General features: G+C 69.2%; 12 protein-coding genes. 9 read left to right on the top strand and 3 right to left on the bottom strand.

The annotated features are described in order from the left end of the window. Positions 1-106: 106 nt before the first annotated feature. Positions 107-1,381 carry an acyltransferase family protein gene (locus tag JIG36_RS02880; RefSeq protein WP_203374386.1) on the bottom strand — a complete coding sequence of 425 codons (1,275 nt, stop codon included), beginning with the start codon at positions 1,379-1,381 and terminating at the stop codon, positions 107-109. Between the two features lie 161 nt (positions 1,382-1,542). On the opposite strand from JIG36_RS02880, the gene JIG36_RS02875 reads away from it, so the two are divergent. After that, positions 1,543-1,953, top strand: coding sequence for a VOC family protein (locus JIG36_RS02875; RefSeq protein WP_203374385.1), 411 nt, complete (start codon positions 1,543-1,545; stop codon positions 1,951-1,953). 265 nt (positions 1,954-2,218) lie between these two features. On the opposite strand, the gene JIG36_RS02870 is transcribed toward JIG36_RS02875, so the two are convergent. After that, the gene (locus tag JIG36_RS02870) at positions 2,219-3,454 is read right to left on the bottom strand and encodes an ROK family protein (RefSeq protein WP_307872542.1); all 1,236 of its coding nucleotides are present in this window, start codon (positions 3,452-3,454) and stop codon (positions 2,219-2,221) included. A 115-nt stretch (positions 3,455-3,569) separates the two neighbouring features. On the opposite strand from JIG36_RS02870, the gene JIG36_RS02865 reads away from it, so the two are divergent. From JIG36_RS02865 to JIG36_RS02845, 5 genes are read left to right on the top strand one after another with little or no spacing between them, the layout of a single operon-like run. Further along, positions 3,570-5,246, top strand: a complete 1,677-nt coding sequence (locus JIG36_RS02865) for a type 2 periplasmic-binding domain-containing protein (protein ID WP_203374383.1) — start codon at positions 3,570-3,572, stop codon at positions 5,244-5,246. Positions 5,247-5,296: 50 nt separating this feature from the next. Next, positions 5,297-6,199, top strand: coding sequence for an ABC transporter permease (locus JIG36_RS02860; RefSeq protein ID WP_307872541.1), 903 nt, complete (start codon positions 5,297-5,299; stop codon positions 6,197-6,199). After that, on the top strand, positions 6,196-7,119 hold the full coding sequence (locus tag JIG36_RS02855) for a carbohydrate ABC transporter permease (protein WP_203374382.1): 924 nt from the start codon (positions 6,196-6,198) through the stop codon (positions 7,117-7,119). The genes JIG36_RS02860 and JIG36_RS02855 overlap by 4 nt, the downstream gene beginning before the upstream one ends. Next, the gene (locus JIG36_RS02850; protein ID WP_203374381.1) at positions 7,116-8,738 is read left to right on the top strand and encodes a beta-galactosidase; all 1,623 of its coding nucleotides are present in this window, start codon (positions 7,116-7,118) and stop codon (positions 8,736-8,738) included. The genes JIG36_RS02855 and JIG36_RS02850 overlap by 4 nt, the downstream gene beginning before the upstream one ends. After that, positions 8,735-10,915 (top strand): glycosyl hydrolase family 95 catalytic domain-containing protein, encoded by a 2,181-nt coding sequence (locus tag JIG36_RS02845; protein ID WP_236045659.1) that lies wholly within the window; start codon positions 8,735-8,737, stop codon positions 10,913-10,915. The genes JIG36_RS02850 and JIG36_RS02845 overlap by 4 nt, the downstream gene beginning before the upstream one ends. Here the strand turns inward: JIG36_RS02845 and JIG36_RS02840 are convergent. After that, a complete protein-coding gene (locus JIG36_RS02840; protein ID WP_307872540.1) occupies positions 10,908-11,858 on the bottom strand; it encodes an aldo/keto reductase in 951 nt (316 codons plus the stop codon). The two genes, JIG36_RS02845 and JIG36_RS02840, sit on opposite strands and share 8 nt — an antisense overlap. Before the next feature lie 60 nt (positions 11,859-11,918). Between JIG36_RS02840 and JIG36_RS02835 the strand changes: the two genes are divergently transcribed. The 3 genes from JIG36_RS02835 to JIG36_RS02825 all read left to right on the top strand — a co-directional run bounded on the left by JIG36_RS02835 (position 11,919) and on the right by JIG36_RS02825 (position 18,981). Then, positions 11,919-12,740: an amidohydrolase family protein gene (locus JIG36_RS02835; RefSeq protein ID WP_203374378.1), complete on the top strand. Its 822-nt coding sequence runs from the start codon at positions 11,919-11,921 to the stop codon at positions 12,738-12,740. A 209-nt stretch (positions 12,741-12,949) separates the two neighbouring features. Further along, positions 12,950-15,784 (top strand): discoidin domain-containing protein, encoded by a 2,835-nt coding sequence (locus JIG36_RS02830; RefSeq protein WP_236045491.1) that lies wholly within the window; start codon positions 12,950-12,952, stop codon positions 15,782-15,784. A gap of 275 nt (positions 15,785-16,059) precedes the next feature. Further along, complete coding sequence (locus tag JIG36_RS02825; RefSeq protein ID WP_307872539.1) at positions 16,060-18,981, top strand: beta-L-arabinofuranosidase domain-containing protein; 2,922 nt, start codon at positions 16,060-16,062, stop codon at positions 18,979-18,981. The last annotated feature ends 171 nt before the right edge of the window (positions 18,982-19,152 follow it).

The raw sequence follows: 19,152 nt of genomic DNA, 5'->3' as shown, positions 1-19,152 counted from the left end.
CGTACCTCCGCGAGCCCCGTCGTCGTGGCCATGCGCCCCGGCGTCGTAGCCGACGCGGATCGTTCGGGCCGGCGTCCTGGATACTCGTCTGCGCTCATTGGCTGCCTCAGCGCATCCCGAACAGCAGGCGGGTCGGCCTCGTGCGGCGGACGAGCAGGTCGTACACCGCGAACATGACCGCGAACGAGACGGCGACGATCACGAGGTATTTGACCAGCATCGGTGCGTCCCACCGTACGGCGAAATAGGCGACCGCCACCACGATCGGCTGGTGGAGAATGTAGAGCGGGAGGGCGGCCGTGCCCAGGTAGGCGAGCACCCCACGCTTCGGGGCGGTGGGGGAGGGGCGAGGCTCGGTGATCTGCTCGCGGCCCGTCCGGTCGGTAGTTTCCTGGTCGCGGCGCTGACCTCCGTCGCCTCCGACAGTGGCTCGCTCGTCGTCGTTCGGGCGGCTGGGCTGATCGGGTTCGACGGGGACGCGGGGGCGGTCGAGTAGGCCGAGGATTGCCACCAGCCAGAACCAACCTGCCAGCGCGAACACGATCCGGGCGGCGATCGCATGAACGGTCATGTCGAGGAACGGGTCGCCGTCCGCGGTGCTGAGCAGGGCCCCGGACGCGCCGAACAGGAGGATGCCGGGCAGGACGGCCAGGCGGGCGTCACGGCGCATGGCGGTGCGGAAGCGGTCGTCGGCGGCGAGGACGAAGCCGTACAGGAAGAACAGCAGGTATGCCCAGCGGCTCCACCCCGCGAACGATTCCTCCATGCCCAGCAGCGCACCGACGACGGCCGGCGGGATCGCGGGCACGACCAGGAAGAGCCCGCGCCGGGTCAACCGATCGCCCAGCCAAGCCGGCCATCCGCCCGGCACCCACGCGACGATGGCGGCCAGCATGAGCGCGAACGTCAGCAGCAGCACGACGAACCACAGGTGGCCGGTTTCGAAGGACTCACCCCGTACGAGAAAGGGGAACTCCGACCATCCCAGGTGGACGTCGAAGAATGGGGTGAGGAAACGCGGATAGGACTCGTCGTAGGCGGGGTCGGCGGCCTTGAGGCGCAGCCACTGCGGCACCGGGATGATGGTCAGCGTGGCGAAGACCAGCGGAACACCGAGGCGCAGCAGGCGTTCCCGCACGAAGCCACCGGCACCGCGCCGCCGCATCGAATGCCACGAGCCGAGCCCGGCGATGAGGAAGAGCGCCGGCATCGCCCAGACCACACCCAGCCCGGCGATCCAGGTGGTGGCTTCGGTGGTCTGCGCGTTCTTGACGTAGAAGTCGTCCCGCTCGTCGAACACCAGCGCCGCATGGAAGAAGACCAGCCCGAGCACGACGAAGAGCCGGATGGCATCCAGTTCGGGCCGCCGGGCCTTGGTCATGGGCGCCTCCTTCTCCCGCGCCCAGAATGGCAGCCCGGCGCGGGTGGCGTCGTCCCCCCAAACGTCCGCAACTCATCGGTCGGCGGGTGCTCGGCACCGATCTCGGCCGGTTGAAGGGCGCGTTGGCCGAGTTCTACGGCCCGGCCGGTTAGCGTGCGGTCATGACAGGTTTCGGTGGGCGGCCCGGCGTGGAACTGGTCGTAGTTGTGGACTGCTCCGATCTGGACCGGTCGGCCGCCTTCTGGTGCGGTGTGCTCGGATACCGCGCTGATCCCAGTTCGTCCGGCCGCTACCGGCAGTTGATGCCCGAGACCGGCCCCGGTCTGGAACTGTTGCTGCAGCGGGTGCCCGAACTCAAAACCACCAAGAACCGGCTGCATCTGGACCTGCGCGTGCCCGACCTGGCCGCCGAGACGTCCCGGGTGTCGGCGTTCGGCGCGCGGCGTGTCACGGCCGAGCCGATCGAGGAGGACGGCTGGACCTGGCACGTGTTCGCCGACCCCGATGGCAACGAGTTCTGTGTGCTCCAGCCGCCCCGCGCTCCGTCACCCGAGGATGGGCAGACAAACTAGGTTCCTAGGACGCTCGAGGGAGTTGTGCGGGATTTACGTCTGTCTCTCCCGTGGACACACCTTCGAACTAGGTTCCTAGGATGATTAAGGAGTTGTGCAAGGGAGCCGCACACCGCGAGCCCGGGCGACGGCGTTGTGTTTTGAGACCGCGAACGGCGAGCAACGAACGAACGGCGATCCAGGGGCACCCGGCGGTTGGCGACGGAATCGACGCTCCCGCCCGGGTGGCGGATCGGCGGCGAGCGAACGAGCCAGCAAAGAAGAACTAACGAGCGGCGGGCGCGCCCTGGGGTGGGGGGAGGACGCCGGCGTCGATGGCGTCCAGGACCCGGGTGGCGCCGCCCGCGGCGGCTGCGCTCGAGTCCAAGGCGGAGGCGACGATGCGGGTTCCGCCGCACTGGGCCGCGACCGAACGGGACTCCAGCTCGGCTGTTGCGGGTGGGATCAGCCAAGGGGCCAGGACCGTGAAGTAGCCGCCCAGGGTTACGCATGCGGGGTTGATGAGGTTGGCCAGCATGGAGATTCCGTGGCCCAGCCGGCGGCCCACCTCGGTGAGGGCGGCCAGCACCTGCGCGTCGCCCGCCTTGGCCAAACGATGGATCTCGTCCACGTGCGGGCCGAACTCCGACGGGGAGAGCGCGGCGTCGGGCAGGGCCTGGCGGATCACCGCATCGAGGCCCGCGTACGCCTCCAGGCAGCCCCGCCGGCCGCAGCCGCACGGGGGGCCGGCCGGGTCGAGCGGCAGGTGGCCGAACTCGCCGGCGAAACCGCGGGCGCCGCGCAGCAGGCGGCCGTCGCAGATGATGCCAGCGCGCAGGCTCGAGCCGCCGGTCAGGTAGACCAGGTCGGAGGTGCCGGCCTCGTCGCCCAGGCGTTGTTCGGCCAGGACGGCCAGGTTGGCGTCGTTCTCGACCATCAGGGGATAGGGCGGGTCGCCCAGAGCGGCGGTCAGCGACTTGCGCAGGTCGACCTGGTGCCAGCCCAGGCCCGCGGCCAGTTCGACGATGCCGTCGGCGTCGACCAGGGCCGGCACGGCGACCGTCAGGCCCAGGACCTGGCGGTTCTCGCGTTCCAGCTTTGCCACGGCCCGCCGGGCCAGGGCGGCCAGTGAGGCGATGGCCTGGCCGGGCTGGCCGGGGGTGCCGGTGAACGCGCGGCGCCAGGACAGCAGCCGTTCGCCGGCCAGGTCGAGGGCGACCGCGGTCAGGTAGTCGGTGTTGATTTCGAGGCCGACCGCGGCGTACGGGGAACCGTCGAGGACCAGCATCATGGCGGGCCGGCCGATCCGGTTCTCGGTCATGCCGACCTCGCGCACCAGGCGCCGGTCGATCAGGTCGGTCACGAGCGACGACACGGTGGCTTTGTTGAGGCCGGTCGTGGCCGCGATGTCGGCCCGCGAGCACGGCGCGTGCGAGCGCAGATGGCGCAGCACGACGGCCAGGTTCGTCGCTCTGACGTCGGCGAAGTCCGCCGGCTGCGGACCGCTGTCCCTAGTGATCACCAACGCCCCCAACCCACCCCCGCAGACTACGGCACCAGCCGGGCCGAGGGCTTGTGGCCCCGCCATTAGTTCGTTTACCGTCCCAACTAAAGATTACCCGAGACGGAGCGAGACAGTGAACTCTTTCGATAGAAGAAGACTCCTCCAACTGGGCGGTCTCGGCGCGCTCTCGATCGCCGGCGGCGGCCTGATGTCGGCCTGCGGTGACGCCAAGACCTCCAGCGGCCCCGGCACGACGACCCAGGATCAACTGCAGAAACTGCTTCCCGCGTACGTGCCCAACGAGCTCGTCAAGGCGGACATCCCGAGCGTGCAGGGCGCCAACGGGTTCTTCAGCAACCCGGCGTTCCTCAAGTACCCGGCCAACCCCGTCACCACGACGAGCGGCGTGCCGGGCAAGGGCGGCAGCTACACGACGATGACCCCGTTGTGGGGCGCGATCCCGTCGGCCAGCGGCAACGCCTACTACGCGGCCGTGAACAAGGCGATCGGCGCCACCCTCAAACTGCAGCCGGCCGACGGCAGCAACTACGACAAGGTGCTGCCCACCCTGTTCGCCGGGGACAAGCTGCCCGACTGGGTGCAGATCCCGAGCTGGAACATGGGCAACCTCGGCTTCGCGGACGCGGTGAACAAGTTCGCCGACCTGGGCCCCTACCTGTCCGGTGACGCGATCAAGGCGTACCCGAACCTGGCCGCCATCCCGACCAGCGCCTGGCAGTGCTGCATCTGGAACGGCAAGCTGTTCGGTCTGCCCGTCTACTACAGCGGCGCCACGATCGCCGGAACCCTCTTCCACCGCAAGGACATCCTGGCCAAGGAGGGCATCAACGCCGACGACATCAAGAACCCGGACGACCTGGCCGCGCTGGGCAAGCAGCTCACCAGCGCGTCGGCCGGGCGGTGGGCCTTCGACGACGTCTTCGATTCCCTGGGCCAGATCTACCATTTCCCGGTCGACCCCAACCGCTGGGTCATCGACGAGAGCGGCAAGATCATTCACCGGTACGAGACGCCGGGCATCCTCGAGGCCTTGAACTGGTATCAGGCGCAGGTGAAGGCCGGTCTTGTGCATCCCGATGCGCTGGCCGACAAGAAGGAGGACGCCAAGCAGCGTTTCTGGAGCGGCAAGGTGGCCATCACCGGCGACGGTCCCGGCGCGTGGAAGGGCGACGACGCCAAGAGCGGCAAGGCGGCCAATCCCTCGTACGACCGTCAGGCCTTCAAACTGCTCTCGCTCGACGGCAAGCCACAGATCTGGATGAACCCCAGCGCCGGCATGTACAGCTTCCTCAACGCCAAGCTGAGCGGCGACCAGATCAAGGAATGCCTGGCGATCGCTAACTACCTGGCCGCGCCGTACGGGTCGGCCGAGTATCTGACCGTCAACTTCGGTGTGCCGGGCACCGATTACACGATGGTCGACGGCAACCCGGTGTTGACCGAGCGGGGCAGCAAGGAGGTGGCGACCACCTATCAGTTCCTGGTCACGCCGATCAGCCCGACGACCGTCATCGCGAACCAGACCCAGGTGGTCAAGGACTACGCCGCGTGGGAGGCCGACATGGTGAAGTACGCGGCCAAGCCGGCGTTCTATGGCATGAACGTCACCGAGCCGGCCCAGTACGCGAGCATCAACCAGCCGATGGTGGACCTGCTCAAGGACATCCGGTACGGCCGTAAGCCCGTCTCGGCGTACGCGGAAGGGTTGAAGACCTGGAAGGCCCAGGGCGGCGACCAGTTGCGCGCGTTCTACGAGGACATCCGCAGCAAGTACGGAACGGGCCAGTGACCGCTCTGCACGAGGCGCCACCGGCTCTTCAGGCCCCGGAGGAGAAACCGGTGAAGAAGAGCCGGTTTCGCCGTGACCGCAGCCTGCTGCTGATGGTGGTCCCGGCGGTGCTGCTGCTGGTCGTGTTCAACTATCTGCCGATGTTCGGCACGGCCACGGCGTTCCAGCGGTACAGCATCTACGCCGGTTTCTGGCACAGCCCGTGGACCGGGTTCGAGACGTTCCGGGCGCTGTTCAGCGATCCGCTGTTCTGGAGCGCGCTCGGCAACACGCTCATGCTCAGCCTGGTCCAGCTGGTGTTCTACTTCCCGGTCCCGATCGCGCTGGCGTTACTGCTGCACTCCATCATGAGCAGCAAGATCCGGACGATCGTGCAGTCGGTCGTCTACCTGCCGCACTTCTTCTCCTGGGTGCTGGCGGTGACCATCTTCCAGCAGATGCTGGGCGGGGCCGGGGCGCTCAACCAGTTCCTGCGCCAGAACGGCCTGGACACCTGGGGGGTGATGACCGACCCGGACACGTTCGCGCTTCTCGTCACCTCGCAGGTGATCTGGAAGGAGGCGGGCTGGGGCATCATCGTGTTCCTGGCCGCGCTGGCCGCGATCGACACCCAGCTCTACGAGGCGGCCGCGGCCGACGGGGCGGGCCGGTGGCGGCGCATGTGGCACATCACGCTGCCCGGCATCCGCGGTGTCATCGCGCTGATGCTGGTGCTGCGCCTCGGAAACGTGCTCACCGTGGGGTTCGAGCAGATGCTCATCCAGCGGGGCGCGGTCGGGCGGGACGCCGCCGAGGTGCTCGACACGTACGCCTACTTCTACGGCGTCGTGAACGCGAACTTCAGCCTGGGCGCCGCCGCGTCGCTGTTCAAGGGTGTGCTGTCCCTGATTTTCCTGCTGGCCGCCAACAAGATCGCGCACTTGCTGGGCGAGGACGGACTGTATCGGCGATGACTGTTCTCGAGAGGGCCCCGCGGACCCGGCCGAACTGGGAGGAGCCGCCCACCGCGGCCGGCCAGACCGGCAAGGGCATCGTCCTGTTCCTGGTTCTGGCCGTCGTGCTTATTCCGTTGTGGATGGTCGTGCTGACCAGTTTCTCCACGCAGAGCGCGGTGAACAGCGCCGGTGGCATGGTGCTGGTGCCGGACGGGCTGACGCTGGCCGCGTACAAGCAGATCTTCACGAACCAGCTCGTCATGCACTCGCTGGTGGTGAGCCTGGGCATCACGATCGTCGGCACGGTCGTCTCGATGGTGGTGACGATCCTGGCCGCGTACGGGCTCTCGCGTCACGGCTCGTTCGCGCACCGGCCGATCCTGATGGTGCTGGTCGTCACGATGTTCTTCAGTGGTGGCCTGATCCCGACGTTCCTGGTCGTGTCGGCGCTGGGCGGCTACGACAGCTACTGGTCGATGATCCTGCCGACCGCCGTGAGCGTCTTCAACATCTTGGTCGTGCGGGCGTTCTTCTCGGCCACCTCGCAGGAGCTGATCGACGCGGCCGCGATCGACGGGGCGGGGGACTGGCGTACGTTGTGGTCGGTTGTGCTGCCCACTTCGCGCGCGGTCACCGCCGTGGTCGCGCTGTTCTACGCGGTGGGTTACTGGAACACGTTCTTCAACGCGCTGCTGTTCCTGCCGGACAACCAGAAGTGGCCGCTGCAGATGGTCATCTACACATACACGTTGCAGGGCAACGCGATGCCCGGCAGCGGTCAGAACACGACGGGACAGTATTTCGGCACGCAGGAGATCACACCCCTGGCCATCCAGATGGCGGTGGTGACGCTGACCCTGATCCCGATCCTGCTGATCTACCCGTTCGTGCAGCGGCACTTCACCAAGGGCGTGCTGCTCGGAGCGATCAAGGGATGATCTTCTTCGGCGGCGACTACAACCCGGACCAGTGGCCCCCGGACGTGTGGCGCGAGGACGTGGCGCGGATGCGGTCGGCCGGCGTGAACCTGGTGACGGTCGGGGTGTTCTCGTGGTCGCGGTTGCAGCCGGCCGAGGACCGGTTCGACTTCGGCTGGCTCGACGAGGTGCTGGATCTGCTGCACGGCAACGGGATCGGCGTGTGCCTGGCCACGCCGACCGCCTCGCCACCGCCGTGGTTCACGCGGGCGCACCCCGACGCCATGCCGGTCACGGCGGCCGGGGTGCGGCTCACGCACGGGTCCCGCGACACGTACTGCGTCAACGCGCCCGCCTACCGCGCGGCCTCGGACCGTATCGCGGGCGAGTTGGGGCAGCGGTACGGCCGGCATCCGGCGCTGCGGTTGTGGCATGTCCACAATGAGTACGGCACGCCCTGCTACTGCGACCATTGCGCGCTCGGCTTCCGGCGGTGGTTGCTGAGGGCGTACGGGGAAACCGCTCTTCTGAACGAGGCCTGGAGCACGGATTTCTGGTCGCAGCGCTACGGATCGTTCGACGAGGTGCTGCCGCCGCGCGCCACCCAGTATCTGAGCAACCCCGCCCATGTGCTGGATTACCGGCGCTTCGTGTCCGACGCGATGCTCGCGCATTTTGTGGCGCAGCGCGACATTCTGCGGCCGTCCGGGGTGCCGGTGACGACCAACTTCGTGCTCGGCGGGTGGGTGCCGGTCGACCACGCCCGGTGGGCTCGCGAGGTGGATGTGGTGGCGGTGGACGACTATCCGGCGTCGGTGGAGTCGCATCTGGCCGAGCGGGCGTTCACGGCGGATCTGGCGCGGGGATGGGCCGGCGGGGAGCCGTGGATCCTGATGGAGCACGCGCCCGGGGCCGTACGGACGCTGGACGGGGTGACGCGGGTGCTGCCGGACGGTCAGGCGCGGGCGGCCGTGGAGACGTATCTGGCGGGCGGCGCGTCCGGGGTCATGTATTTCCAGTGGCGGGCCGGGCGCGGTGGGGCCGAGCAGTGGCATCCCGCGATGATGCCCATGCACTCGGAGATGGCGGAGATCGGGGCGTCGCTCACTGAGCGTTCACCGCTGCGGATCGGGGCGAAGAGGGCGCTCATCTACGACGAGCCGTCGCTGTGGGCGTGGCAGTCGCCGCACCTGCCGACACCGTTCGTGGACTATCACGGGACGGCGCTGCGGTGGCATGCCGCACTGGGAGATCCCGTGGACGTGGTGCCGTTGGGGGCGCCGCTCGACGCGTACGAGGTGGTGGTCGCGCCCCTGCTCCACATGGTCTCGGCGGCCGATCACAAGGCGCTGCGGTCGTATGTGGCCGAGGGCGGGACATTGGTGCTGACGTTCGGGTCGGGACTCACCGACGAGCACTGCCGGATGACGGCCGGGGCGTTCGACGACCTGCTGGGCTTACGGGTGGTGCGGCACCGGCCGGGGGAGGGCGGGGTGTGGCTCGACGAGGCGGAGCCGGCGGGCGCTTCCGTCGTGCTGAGCGTCGAGGGTCGGCCCGTCGTGACCGAGCACCGGTATGGCCAGGGGCTGGTGCGCTATCTGGCGGCCGATGTCGAGGAGTTGACGGCGTGGCCGAGATGATGGCCGATGCCAGCACGACGCTGCGCTACCGCACCCCGGCCGCCACTTGGACCGATGCCCTCCCGCTGGGCAACGGCCGCCTCGGCGCCATGTGTTTCGGCGGCATCGACGAGGACCGGTTCCAGCTCAACGAGAACACGTGCTGGACCGGAACACCTTCCGGCAAGAGCGTCGTTGAGGGCGGCCCGGCGCTCATCGCCCAGGCCCGCGCGGCGCTCGACAACGGCGACGTGCGAACTGCCGAAGAGGCGCTGCGGCGGCTGCAGGGCGGCAACAGCCAGGCCTACCAGCCCCTGGCCGACCTCTGGATCACCCAGGAGACGACCGAACCGCCCACCGTCTATCAGCGGCACCTCGACATGCGTTCGGCGGTGGCCTCACACACCTACGGCGGGCCGGGCGGCCGGGTCAGCCAGGAGGCGTGGATCGGGCCGCGGGCTCTGGTCATCCGCCGCCGCATGCAGAAACCGACCCCGTTGCGCGTACGTCTCACCTCGCCCCACACGGGCGCCGAGCTCGACGAGGACGGCCGCCGTCTGACCGTGCGGATGCCGGGCGGCGGCGTCACCGCAATGGTGGGGCTGAGGGTGTGCGGGGAGGAGGGCGACGTCGTCGTCGTGGTCGCGGCGGTCACCGATTTCGTGGACCCACTGACGGCGCCGCACGGGGATCTCGAGGAGCTTCGCCGTACGCTGCGGGGCCGGCTGGACGACGTGGAGGCGGCGCTGGGCCGTGACGGTGGCTATTCCGCGCTGCGGGCGGCGCACGAGCGTGAGCATCTGCGGTTGTTCTCCCGGGCCGGCGTACGGCTGGGACCGCCGGAGGCCGTCTCGAGGCTCGACACCGCCGACCGGCTGCGGGCGCACGCGGACGGGGAGGACGACCCGGCGCTGGCCGCTCTGCAGTTCCAGTACGGACGCTACCTGCTGATCGCCGCGTCCCGCCCGGGCAGCCTGCCGGCGGGCCTGCAGGGGCTGTGGAACGAGCACCTGCGCCCGCCGTGGAACGCGAACTACACGACCAACATCAACCTGGAGATGAACTACTGGCCGGCGCTGGTCACGAACCTGGCCGAGTGCCACATCCCGCTCCTCGACTGGCTCAACCACGCTTCCGTACGGGGTCGGGAAGCAGCCCGGGACCTGTACGGGCTGGGCGGCTGGACGTTGCACCACAACTCCGACGCGTGGGGTTTCGCGCTGCCGGCGGGGGAGGGCGCCGACGAGGTGCGGTGGTCGTTCTGGCCCCTGGCGGGGGCGTGGCTGGCCCGGCACGCGGCCGAGCACCAAGCGTTCACCGGCGACGACTCCTGGCGGCCGCTGCTGGGCGGGGCCGCCGACTTCTGCCTGGACTGGCTGGTGGAGATGCCGGACGGCACGCTGGGCACGTCACCGTCCACGTCTCCCGAGAACGAGTTCGTCGCCCCGGACGGCCGTCCGGCCGCCGCGAGCGTGTCGACGACCGGCGACCTGGCCCTGATCCGCGACCTGCTGACCAGCGTGGCGGCCGAGAACCCGAGGGCCCGCGCGGCCCTGCGCCGGCTGCCCGCGGAACGGATCGGCGCCGACGGGCGGCTGGCCGAATGGTCCACGGACGTCACCGACGCCGAACCGGAGCACCGGCACACCTCGCACCTGATCGGCGTGTTCCCCGGCTGCTCGGTCACCCCGGACACGACACCCGAACTGGCCGCGGCGGCCCGCCGCTCCCTGGACGCCCGCGGCCTCGAGTCGACCGGCTGGTCCCTGGCGTGGCGGATCGCGTTGCGGGCCCGGCTGCGCGACCCCGAGGGCGCCTACGCCGCCGTCCACCGGTTCCTGCATCCGGCGGGGGAGCGGGCCGGTGTCTACCTGAACCTGTTCTGCGCCCACCCGCCGTTCCAGATCGACGGCAACTTCGGCTTCACCGCCGGGATCGCCGAGATGCTGCTGCAGTCGCACCACGACGAGATCCACCTGCTGCCGTGCCTGCCCGCCGAGTGGGCCGAGGGCGCGTTCGCCGGGCTGCGGGCCCGCGGCGGCGTCACCGTGGACGCCGCCTGGGCCGGGGGCGAACCCCGCGACGTACGGCTGCGCAGCGACACCGAACAGAAGACGACCGTCCGCTTCGGCGACCGTCGTGTGGATGTGGCGTTGCCGGCCGGTGAGCTCGTGGCGGTCGACCTCGGGCTCAGCTGAGCAGCGGGACCAGCCCTTTGGCGTCCAGCTCGTACCAGAGGGCCACCGGCACCGGGACGGCCGAGCGGGTGAGGTTCTGGCGGGCCTGCTGCGGGTCGTCGGCCCCGACCATGACGGCGTCGACGAGCGGGTCGCTGAGCGGGTAGGCCATCGCCGCCGTGGGCAGGTCGACGCCGTGGGCCGCGCACACCGCGCCGATGCGGCGCACCCGCGTGGTGATCTCGCGTGAGGCGGTGCGGTAGTCGAAGACGCAGTTGTCGCCGGGGCGCGACGACAGGATGCCGCCGTGGAAGACGCCCGCGGCCACCATCCGGGCGCCGGTCTCGCGGCAGGCGGCCAGCACCCCGTGCCGGACACCCTGGTCGAGCAGCGTGTAGCAGTTGGCGGCCATCACGATGTCGGCGCCGCGGCGGATGCCGTCCTCCAGAGTGGAGGGTGTCATCGAGCCGACGCCGATCCGGGCCACCACCCCCTCGGTGCGCAGGGCGGCCAGCCCGGCCATGGCGGCGCCGATCCGCGGCTCGGGGGCGCGTTCCGGGTCGTGCAGATAGGCGATGTCGACCCGGTCCAGGCCGAGCCGTTGCAGGGACTCCTCGAGGCTGCGCCGCACCCCGCCCGAGGTCAGATCCCACACCCGCCGCATCGTGGCCGGCACGACGAACCCCTCGGGATCGCCGCGGCCGGCGCCGGACGGGTCGGGCCGCAACCGCCGCCCCACCTTGGTCGACAGCACGAACTCGTGGCGGGGTTTGGTGGCCAGGAACGCGCCCAGCCGTTGCTCGGACAGACCCAGCCCGTAGTGCGGGGCGGTGTCGAAATGCCGCACCCCGGCCGCCCACGCCGCCTCCAGCAACGCCTGCGCCTCGGCCGAGCTGCGGGCCCGGTAGAGGTTGCCCAGCGCGGCGCCACCGAGACCGAACCGGGGGATCGACAAACGCTTCACCCCGGCACTATCCCACCCCCAGGCATCGACAAGCGTCATCACGTGTGGTGTGTTCGACCGATGCGTGTCGACGCCCATCACCACGTGTGGGACCTTTCCGTGCGGGACCAGCCCTGGACCCGGGAGCTGCCCGCGCTGCGGCGCACCTTCACGTTCGGCGACCTCGAAGGCGACCTGGACCGGCACGGCATCGACGGGACGATCCTGGTGCAGACGGTGACCGTGGCCGCGGAGACGCCTGAGATGCTGGCCCTGGCCCACGCCCACGCGCGCATCCTGGGCGTGGTGGGCTGGGCCGACCTGACCGCGCCGGACGTCGCCGAGCGGATCCCGCGCGACAACCGCCTGGTCGGGCTGCGCCACCAGGTGCAGGAGGAGCCGGATCCGCGGTGGCTGCTGCGGCCCGACGTGCAGCGCGGGCTGGCCGCGGTCGGTGCGGCCGGTCTCGCGTACGACCTCGTGGTCACCGCCGATCAGCTGCCGGCCGTGGCCGAGGCGGTGCGACGGCTCCCGCAGGTGCGGTTCGTGCTCGACCATGCCGGCAAACCCCCGATCGCGGCCGGGCGTATCGACCCGTGGCGCGCACATCTGACGGCGATCGCGCGTCACCCCAACGTCGCGTGCAAGCTGTCCGGCCTGGTCACCGAGGCCGGTGAGGACTTCGACGACATTTTCCCGTACGCCCGGCACGTGCTGGACGCCTTCGGGCCGGAGCGCGTGATGTTCGGCTCCGACTGGCCGGTCCTGTTGCTGCGCACCGGCTACGACGAGGTGATCGGTCTGGCCGAGAGGGTCACGGCCGGGCTGAGCCCCGCCGAGCGGGCGGGAGTGTTCGGCGGGGTCGCCGCCCGCTGGTACGGCCCGTTCTGGCTCAGAGGCTGACCGGCCAACGAGACCGTTGACATCGACGAAACGCGATGCTTACATCACCGAAAAGGTTTTCCGCTGTTTCGGTGGCGCGCCGTCTCCCCCGACGAGCCGCAAGCACCATCCGCTCCGTGACGCCGACGTGAACTAGGACCGTCGCCGCCCCGGACCGCCCTCCCGCGCAGCCTCGAAAACGGCTGCCCACCACCGAAGGAGGTGCCGCGATGACCCGTGCCCCCATGGCCGTCGCGATGACCGCGGTACTCACCGGATCCCTGCTCGCCGTCGCCGTCGAGCCCGCTGCCGCCGCCCAGACCATCGGCTACCCCACGTTTTCGGGACCGGCCGTCCCGGCCCCGCCGGTCGCGATGACCACCGGCAACACCATGCAGGTCATCTATGACGCCGAGGCCGCCGGCACCGACTTCTGGATGGACCGGCTGCTGGCCCGGCCCGGCAACGACCCCGCCGGCACCTGGCTGATGAGCCGCGGCCGGGCCGTCTTCATGAAGACCCACACCCCGGCCACGCTCGGCTTCGGCGGCACTGTGGCCTACTGGGAGAGCATCAGCGACCAGGCCGCGTTCACTGTCACGCCCGGCTCCGGCACCTGGACCGAACAGGTGTCCCAGCGCTGGCAGGCCCCCAGCCATTGGAAGAGCGTGCACACCAACGGGTCGCTGCGCATCAACCAGACCAAGTTCATCACCCAGAACGACGTCGCCGTCGACAATCTCGCCATCACCAACACCGGCACCGCATCCCAGACGGTCGCGCTCCGGGTGACCTCGCCCTACGCGACCACCGTCAGCGGCTCGGAGCTGACCGGCCAGCGGGCGGTCAAGAACATGCTGACCACGATCTACCCGAGACTGTCGGCGGACGGATTCGCCGCCGCCGGTGGCGCGTTGACGCGTTCGGTCACCATCGCGGCCGGCGCGACCACCACGGTCAAGGTTCAGCTCGGCTTCCTCGCGACCGAGATCCCGGAAGCGGCAACGGAATACGCCACGATCCGGGCCGCGACGCCGCAGAACGCGTTCGCCACCCACGTCCGGGATTACAACCGCTGGTGGGCCGTCAACGTGCCCTACCTCGACGTGCCCGAGCCGGCCATCAAGAAGGAGATCTACTACCGCTGGTGGCTGATGCGGTTCAACCACCTCGACGCCAACATCCCGGGCCAGGACTTCCAGTTCCCGACCAGCGTCGAGGGCGCGCTCGGCTACAACAACGCGATCGTGCTGACCCAGCCCATGCACATCGACGACCTGAAGTATCTGCGCAACCCCGCCCTCTCGTACGGGCCGTGGCTGTCGGTCGGGCAGGTCTCGAAGGGTGGCCGGTTCGTCGACAACCCGGGCGACCCGGAGAACTGGTCCAACAGCTACACCCAGTACATCGCCGAGGCGGCCTGGCGCAGCTACCAGATCCACGGCGGGCAACCGGCCATCGCGGGCAACCTCGCCAAGTACGCCGAGGGTGACGTGAAGGGTCAGCTCTCCTACTACGACCACGACAACAACGGGCTGATCGAGTACGACTGGGGCGCGCTCACCGGCAACGACGCCGACGCCGTCTCGTTCCACTGGCGCTCCGGCCAGCTCGACCGCGCCGAGTCGGCCTACGTCTACAGCGGCGCTCTCGCGGCCTCCCAGGCCTACGCGGCCATCGGCAACACGGCCAAGGCGACCGAGATGCAGCAGATCGCCGACCGCGTCAGGAACGCCATCACCACGTACCTGTGGGACTCGACGAACAAACTCCTTAAGCACCGGCACGTGGCGACCAACGCGCTCGTGCCCTGGAAAGAGATCAACAACTATTACCCGTACGCGGTCGGGGCGATGCCCAGCACCGACGAGTACCGCCAGGCGCTGCGGCTGTTCTCCGACCCCGCCGACTACCCGGTCTTCCCGTTCTTCACCGCCAACCAGCGCGACAAGGCCGAGGCGGCCGCGGCCGGGCAGCCCGGCAGCAACAACTTCTCCACCATCAACTCGACCGTGCAGTTCCGGCTCTACTCGTCGGTGCTGCGCAACTATCCCAACCAGTGGATGAGCGCCGAGGACTACAAGAAGCTGCTCTACTGGAACGCCTGGGCGCAGTACGTCGGCGGCAACACCCAGTGGCCCGACGCCAACGAGTTCTGGGCCAACTGGAACGCACCGGCCAAGACCATCGACTACCGCTCGTGGATCCACCACAACATCCTCGGCAGCAGCAACTGGACCGTCATCGAGGACGTGATGGGTCTGCGGCCCCGCAACGACAAGCAGGTCGAGCTGAGCCCGATCGGCATCGGCTGGACCCACTTCGCGGCCAACAACCTGCGCTACCGCAACGCCGACCTGAGCATCGTCTGGGACGACCCGGCCGACGGCGTCGTGCGTTACAACGGCATCCCGCAGGGCTACTCCATCTTCGTCAACGGCACGCGGGTGGCCACGGTCGACCGGCTCGTACGGTTCGTGTGGAACCCGGACACCGGCGCGGTCACCTTCCCGTCCACCACGGGCACGGTCCTCTACAGCCAGGCGTACGGGGGACTGCAGGCGCCCGCCGCGGTGACCCAGGGCAGCGCCCAGATGGTCGACATGTTCAACAAGGCCGGCGTCGACCTGACCGCGAACCGGCCCAACCACGCCCAGGGCGCGGCGACCACGGCGTCGTACACAACGAGCGGAACCGCGGGCGCGAACGCGGTCGACGGGTTCCCCATCAACGAGCCGCTGTGGGGGACCTACGGCTCGCCCAACGCCACCGACTGGCTCGAACTCGATCTGGGCCAGGTCCGCACGGTCGACGAGGTGCGGCTGTGGTTCCGCAACGACCGGGCCACCAACAGGTATCGGCAGCCGGCGTCGTATCAGATCCAATACCTCAACGGCAGTACGTGGACGAACGTCGGCTCGGCGGTCAAGACACCGGTGACGCCGCAGGCCAACTACAACGTCGTCAGCTTCACGCCAGTCAGCACGACCCGGTTGCGGGTCCAGGTCACGCACGCCTCGGGCTTCAAGACCGGCCTGACCGAGATCAAGGCGTACGACCGATGAGGCACCGTATATTCCTGACCGGGACCAAGGCTGACGCCCCATCGGCCCGTGGAGGACACGAACTGCTCGGGGGCTCTGTCCTGGCCGCAGCGATGAGGCGCCGCACGCTCCTCGCCGGTTCCGCGGCCGTCGTCGGTGGCTCTGCAGTCACGTCGAGTCCGGCTTTTGCCGGTCCGTCTGACACCGGTGTCTCCTCTCCTCGTGACACCGGTGTCTCCGCTGCCGCCGCCCGTCCTGACATCGGTGTCTCGGCCTATGCCTTTCCGCTGTCGGCCGTGCGGCTGCTGCCCAGCCCGTTCACCGAGAATGCCGCCCGCACCCAGTCCTACCTGCTGTTCCTGAGCAACGACCGGCTGCTGCACACATTCCGGCTCAACGTCGGACTGTCCTCGTCGGCGACCGCGTGCGGCGGCTGGGAATCGCCCACCACCGAGCTGCGCGGGCACTCCACCGGTCACCTGCTCTCGGCGCTGGCCCAGGCCTACGCGAGCACGGGCGACACCGCCTACAAGAGCAAGGGTGACCAGATCGTGGCCGTGCTCGCGCAATGCCAGGCGCGAGCGGCCACGGCCGGCTTCACCACCGGCTATCTGAGCGCTTTCCCCGAAAGCTTCATCGACCGCGTCGAGGCGCGGCAGAGCGTATGGGCGCCCTACTACACGCTCCACAAGATCATGGCCGGGCTGCTCGACATGCACCTGCTGGCCGGCAACGCGCAGGCTCTGACCGTGCTGCTCGGCATGGCCGCGTGGGTCAAGGCCCGCAACGACCGGCTCACGCTCGCGCAGCGGCAGAACATGCTCGACACCGAATTCGGCGGCATGAACGAGGTCCTCACGAACCTCTACCAGGTCACCGGTGACACCACGCACCTGGCCGCGGCCCAGCAGTTCGACCACGCCGAGATCTTCGACCCGCTCGCGGCCGGGCTGGACAGCCTGAACAACTACCACGCCAACACGCAGATCCCGAAGGTGCTGGGCGCGATCCGGGAGTTTCACGCCACCGGTGTCACGAGGTACCGCGACATCGCGGTCACGTTCTGGGACATCGTCACCCGCCACCACACGTACGCGATCGGCGGGAACTCCAACGGCGAGTACTTCAAGGCGCCCGACCGCATCGCGAGCGAACTGTCGGACACGACCGCCGAATGCTGCAACACGCACAACATGCTCAAGCTGACCCGGCAGCTGTTCCTGACCGACCCCTCGCGCGCGGACTACCTCGACTACTACGAAGGCGCGCTCTACAACCACATCCTGGCCTCGCAGGACCCGAACTCGGCGCACGGATTCCAGTGCTACTACGTGCCGCTGCGGGCCGGCGGCCTCAAGACGTACAGCAACGACTACAACAGTTTCGTCTGCTGCCACGGCACCGGGATGGAGAGCAACACCAAGTTCGGCGACACCATCTACTTCCACGACGGCGGCAGCACGCTCTACGTCAACCTGTTCATCCCGTCGGTGCTCACGTGGGGCGCGTTCACGATCCGGCAGGAGACCACGTTCCCGTCCGAGGGCTCGACCCGCCTGACAGTGACCGGGACGGGCCCGTTCACGATGCGCATCCGGATCCCGGCCTGGGCCTCGGGCGCGCAGATCCGCGTCAACGGGGGAGCGGCCACGTCACCGCCGGCCGGGGCCTACACCAGCGTTTCCCGTACGTGGGTCACCGGTGACACGGTGGACGTGACGCTCCCGATGGGTCTGCGCCGCGAGGCCGCCAACGACAACAGCACGGTCCAAGCGGTGAAGCTCGGGCCGATCGTGCTCGCCGGCCTGTTCGGCAGCTCGAACCTGAGCGCCCTGCCCGTGCTCGATCCGGCCACGCTGACTCCCACGTCGGCCGGAAGCGTCGCGCTGCAACCGTTCTACCAGGTCCACGGGCAGCGCTACAGCGTCTACTGGTCGGTGACCGGCTCGCCGACCGTCGCGCACTACCCGTTTGACGGCTCACCGTCCGACGCGAGCGGAAACGGCCGCACGGCAACGGTCTACGCCGCCGGTTACGTCTCTGGGCGTACGGGAAACGCCTTGAACCTCGACGGCAGCGCCGGATACGCCGCCCTGCCGAGCGCGATCCTGGCCGCCGCCACCAATTTCACCATCGCGCTGTGGGTACGCCTCGACACCGTCACCACGTGGAGCCGGCTGGTCGATTTCGGCACCGGGACGAGCGCTTACCTGTTCCTGACACCACACTCGAGCGCCGGCACCCTCCGGTTCGCCATCACCACCAGCGGATCCGGCGCCGAACAACGGATCGACGGCCCGGCCGCCCTGCCCGCCGCGGCCTGGACCCACGTGGCCGTCACCCGCAACGGCAACCTGGCCACGACCACCTGGAACCGGACCATCACGATGCGCAAGTCGGCCACCCTCGGCGGGCTGGCCACGGCCACCGACCAGGTCATCTTCAACCTGACCCGGCCCAATGGCGCCGGCACCATGTGGGCGCCCGAGTTCCACCTCATCAACGGGCGCTGGTACTTCTACAACACGGCCGGGCAGGAGCCGTACAACCTCGGCACCCAGCGGATCCACGTGCTGGAGTCGGCGGGCACCGACCCCATGGGCCCGTACGCTTTCAAGGCCGACCTGCTCGACCCGACGGCCGACAACACGTGGGAACTCGATCCGAGCATCCTGCAGCTCAACGGCAAGCTCTACCTGCTCGGCACGTTCTACAACGGGTCGCAGCCCAACTTCATCCGCGAGCTGTCCAACCCGTGGACGGCGGCCGGCAGCCGGCGCCTGCTCTCCAGCCCCACCTACAGCTGGGAGACCGTGGGCGGCGGGGTCAACGAGGGCGCGGAAGTGTTGCAGCGCAACGGCAAGACGTTCATCATCTTCTCGGCCTCGCACTGCTCGACGCCCGACTACAAGCTGGGCATGCTCACCTACAACGGCGGCGACCCGCTTAACTCGTCCTCGTGGGTCAAGTCGTCGACGCCGGTGTTCCAGCGCAACAACGCGGCGGGTGTCTACGGGCCGGGCCACAACGGCTTCTTCAAGTCACCCGACGGCACCGAGGACTGGATCGTCTACCACGCCACCACCAACCCGAACGGCAACTGCGACCTGAACCGGTCCACCCGGGCCCAGAAGTTCACGTGGAACGCCGACGGCACACCGAACTTCGGCTCCCCGGTGGGACTGGGCGTCACCCTGACCGCCCCGTCGGGGGAGTAGGAGAAACGGCCGGGGAGCAGGCGCACCGGGAGTAGGAGAAACGGCCGGGGAGCAGGCGCACCGGGAGTAGGAGAAACGGCCGGGGAGCAGGCGCACCGGGAGTAGGAGAAACGGCCGGGCAGCAGGCGCACCGGGAGTAGGACGAACGGCCGGGGAGCAGGCGCACCGGGA

The sequence above is a fragment of the Paractinoplanes ovalisporus genome (genome assembly GCF_016834655.1).
GTDB lineage: Bacteria > Actinomycetota > Actinomycetes > Mycobacteriales > Micromonosporaceae > Actinoplanes > Actinoplanes ovalisporus.
Note: the sequence above shows the minus strand (reverse complement) of the source record. Positions and strands in the feature narration are given on the sequence as shown.

Bases quoted from the DNA above. Each gene is read 5' to 3' on its own strand.
- JIG36_RS02875 (WP_203374385.1), top strand. From the start codon at position 1,543: ATGACAGGTTTCGGTGGGCGGCCCGGCGTGGAACTGGTCGTAGTTGTG.
- JIG36_RS02830 (WP_236045491.1), top strand. From the start codon at position 12,950: ATGACCCGTGCCCCCATGGCCGTCGCGATGACCGCGGTACTCACCGGA.
- JIG36_RS02850 (WP_203374381.1), top strand. From the start codon at position 7,116: ATGATCTTCTTCGGCGGCGACTACAACCCGGACCAGTGGCCCCCGGAC.
- JIG36_RS02855 (WP_203374382.1), top strand. From the start codon at position 6,196: ATGACTGTTCTCGAGAGGGCCCCGCGGACCCGGCCGAACTGGGAGGAG.
- JIG36_RS02845 (WP_236045659.1), top strand. From the start codon at position 8,735: ATGATGGCCGATGCCAGCACGACGCTGCGCTACCGCACCCCGGCCGCC.
- JIG36_RS02835 (WP_203374378.1), top strand. From the start codon at position 11,919: ATGCGTGTCGACGCCCATCACCACGTGTGGGACCTTTCCGTGCGGGAC.
- JIG36_RS02880 (WP_203374386.1), bottom strand. From the start codon at position 1,381: ATGACCAAGGCCCGGCGGCCCGAACTGGATGCCATCCGGCTCTTCGTC.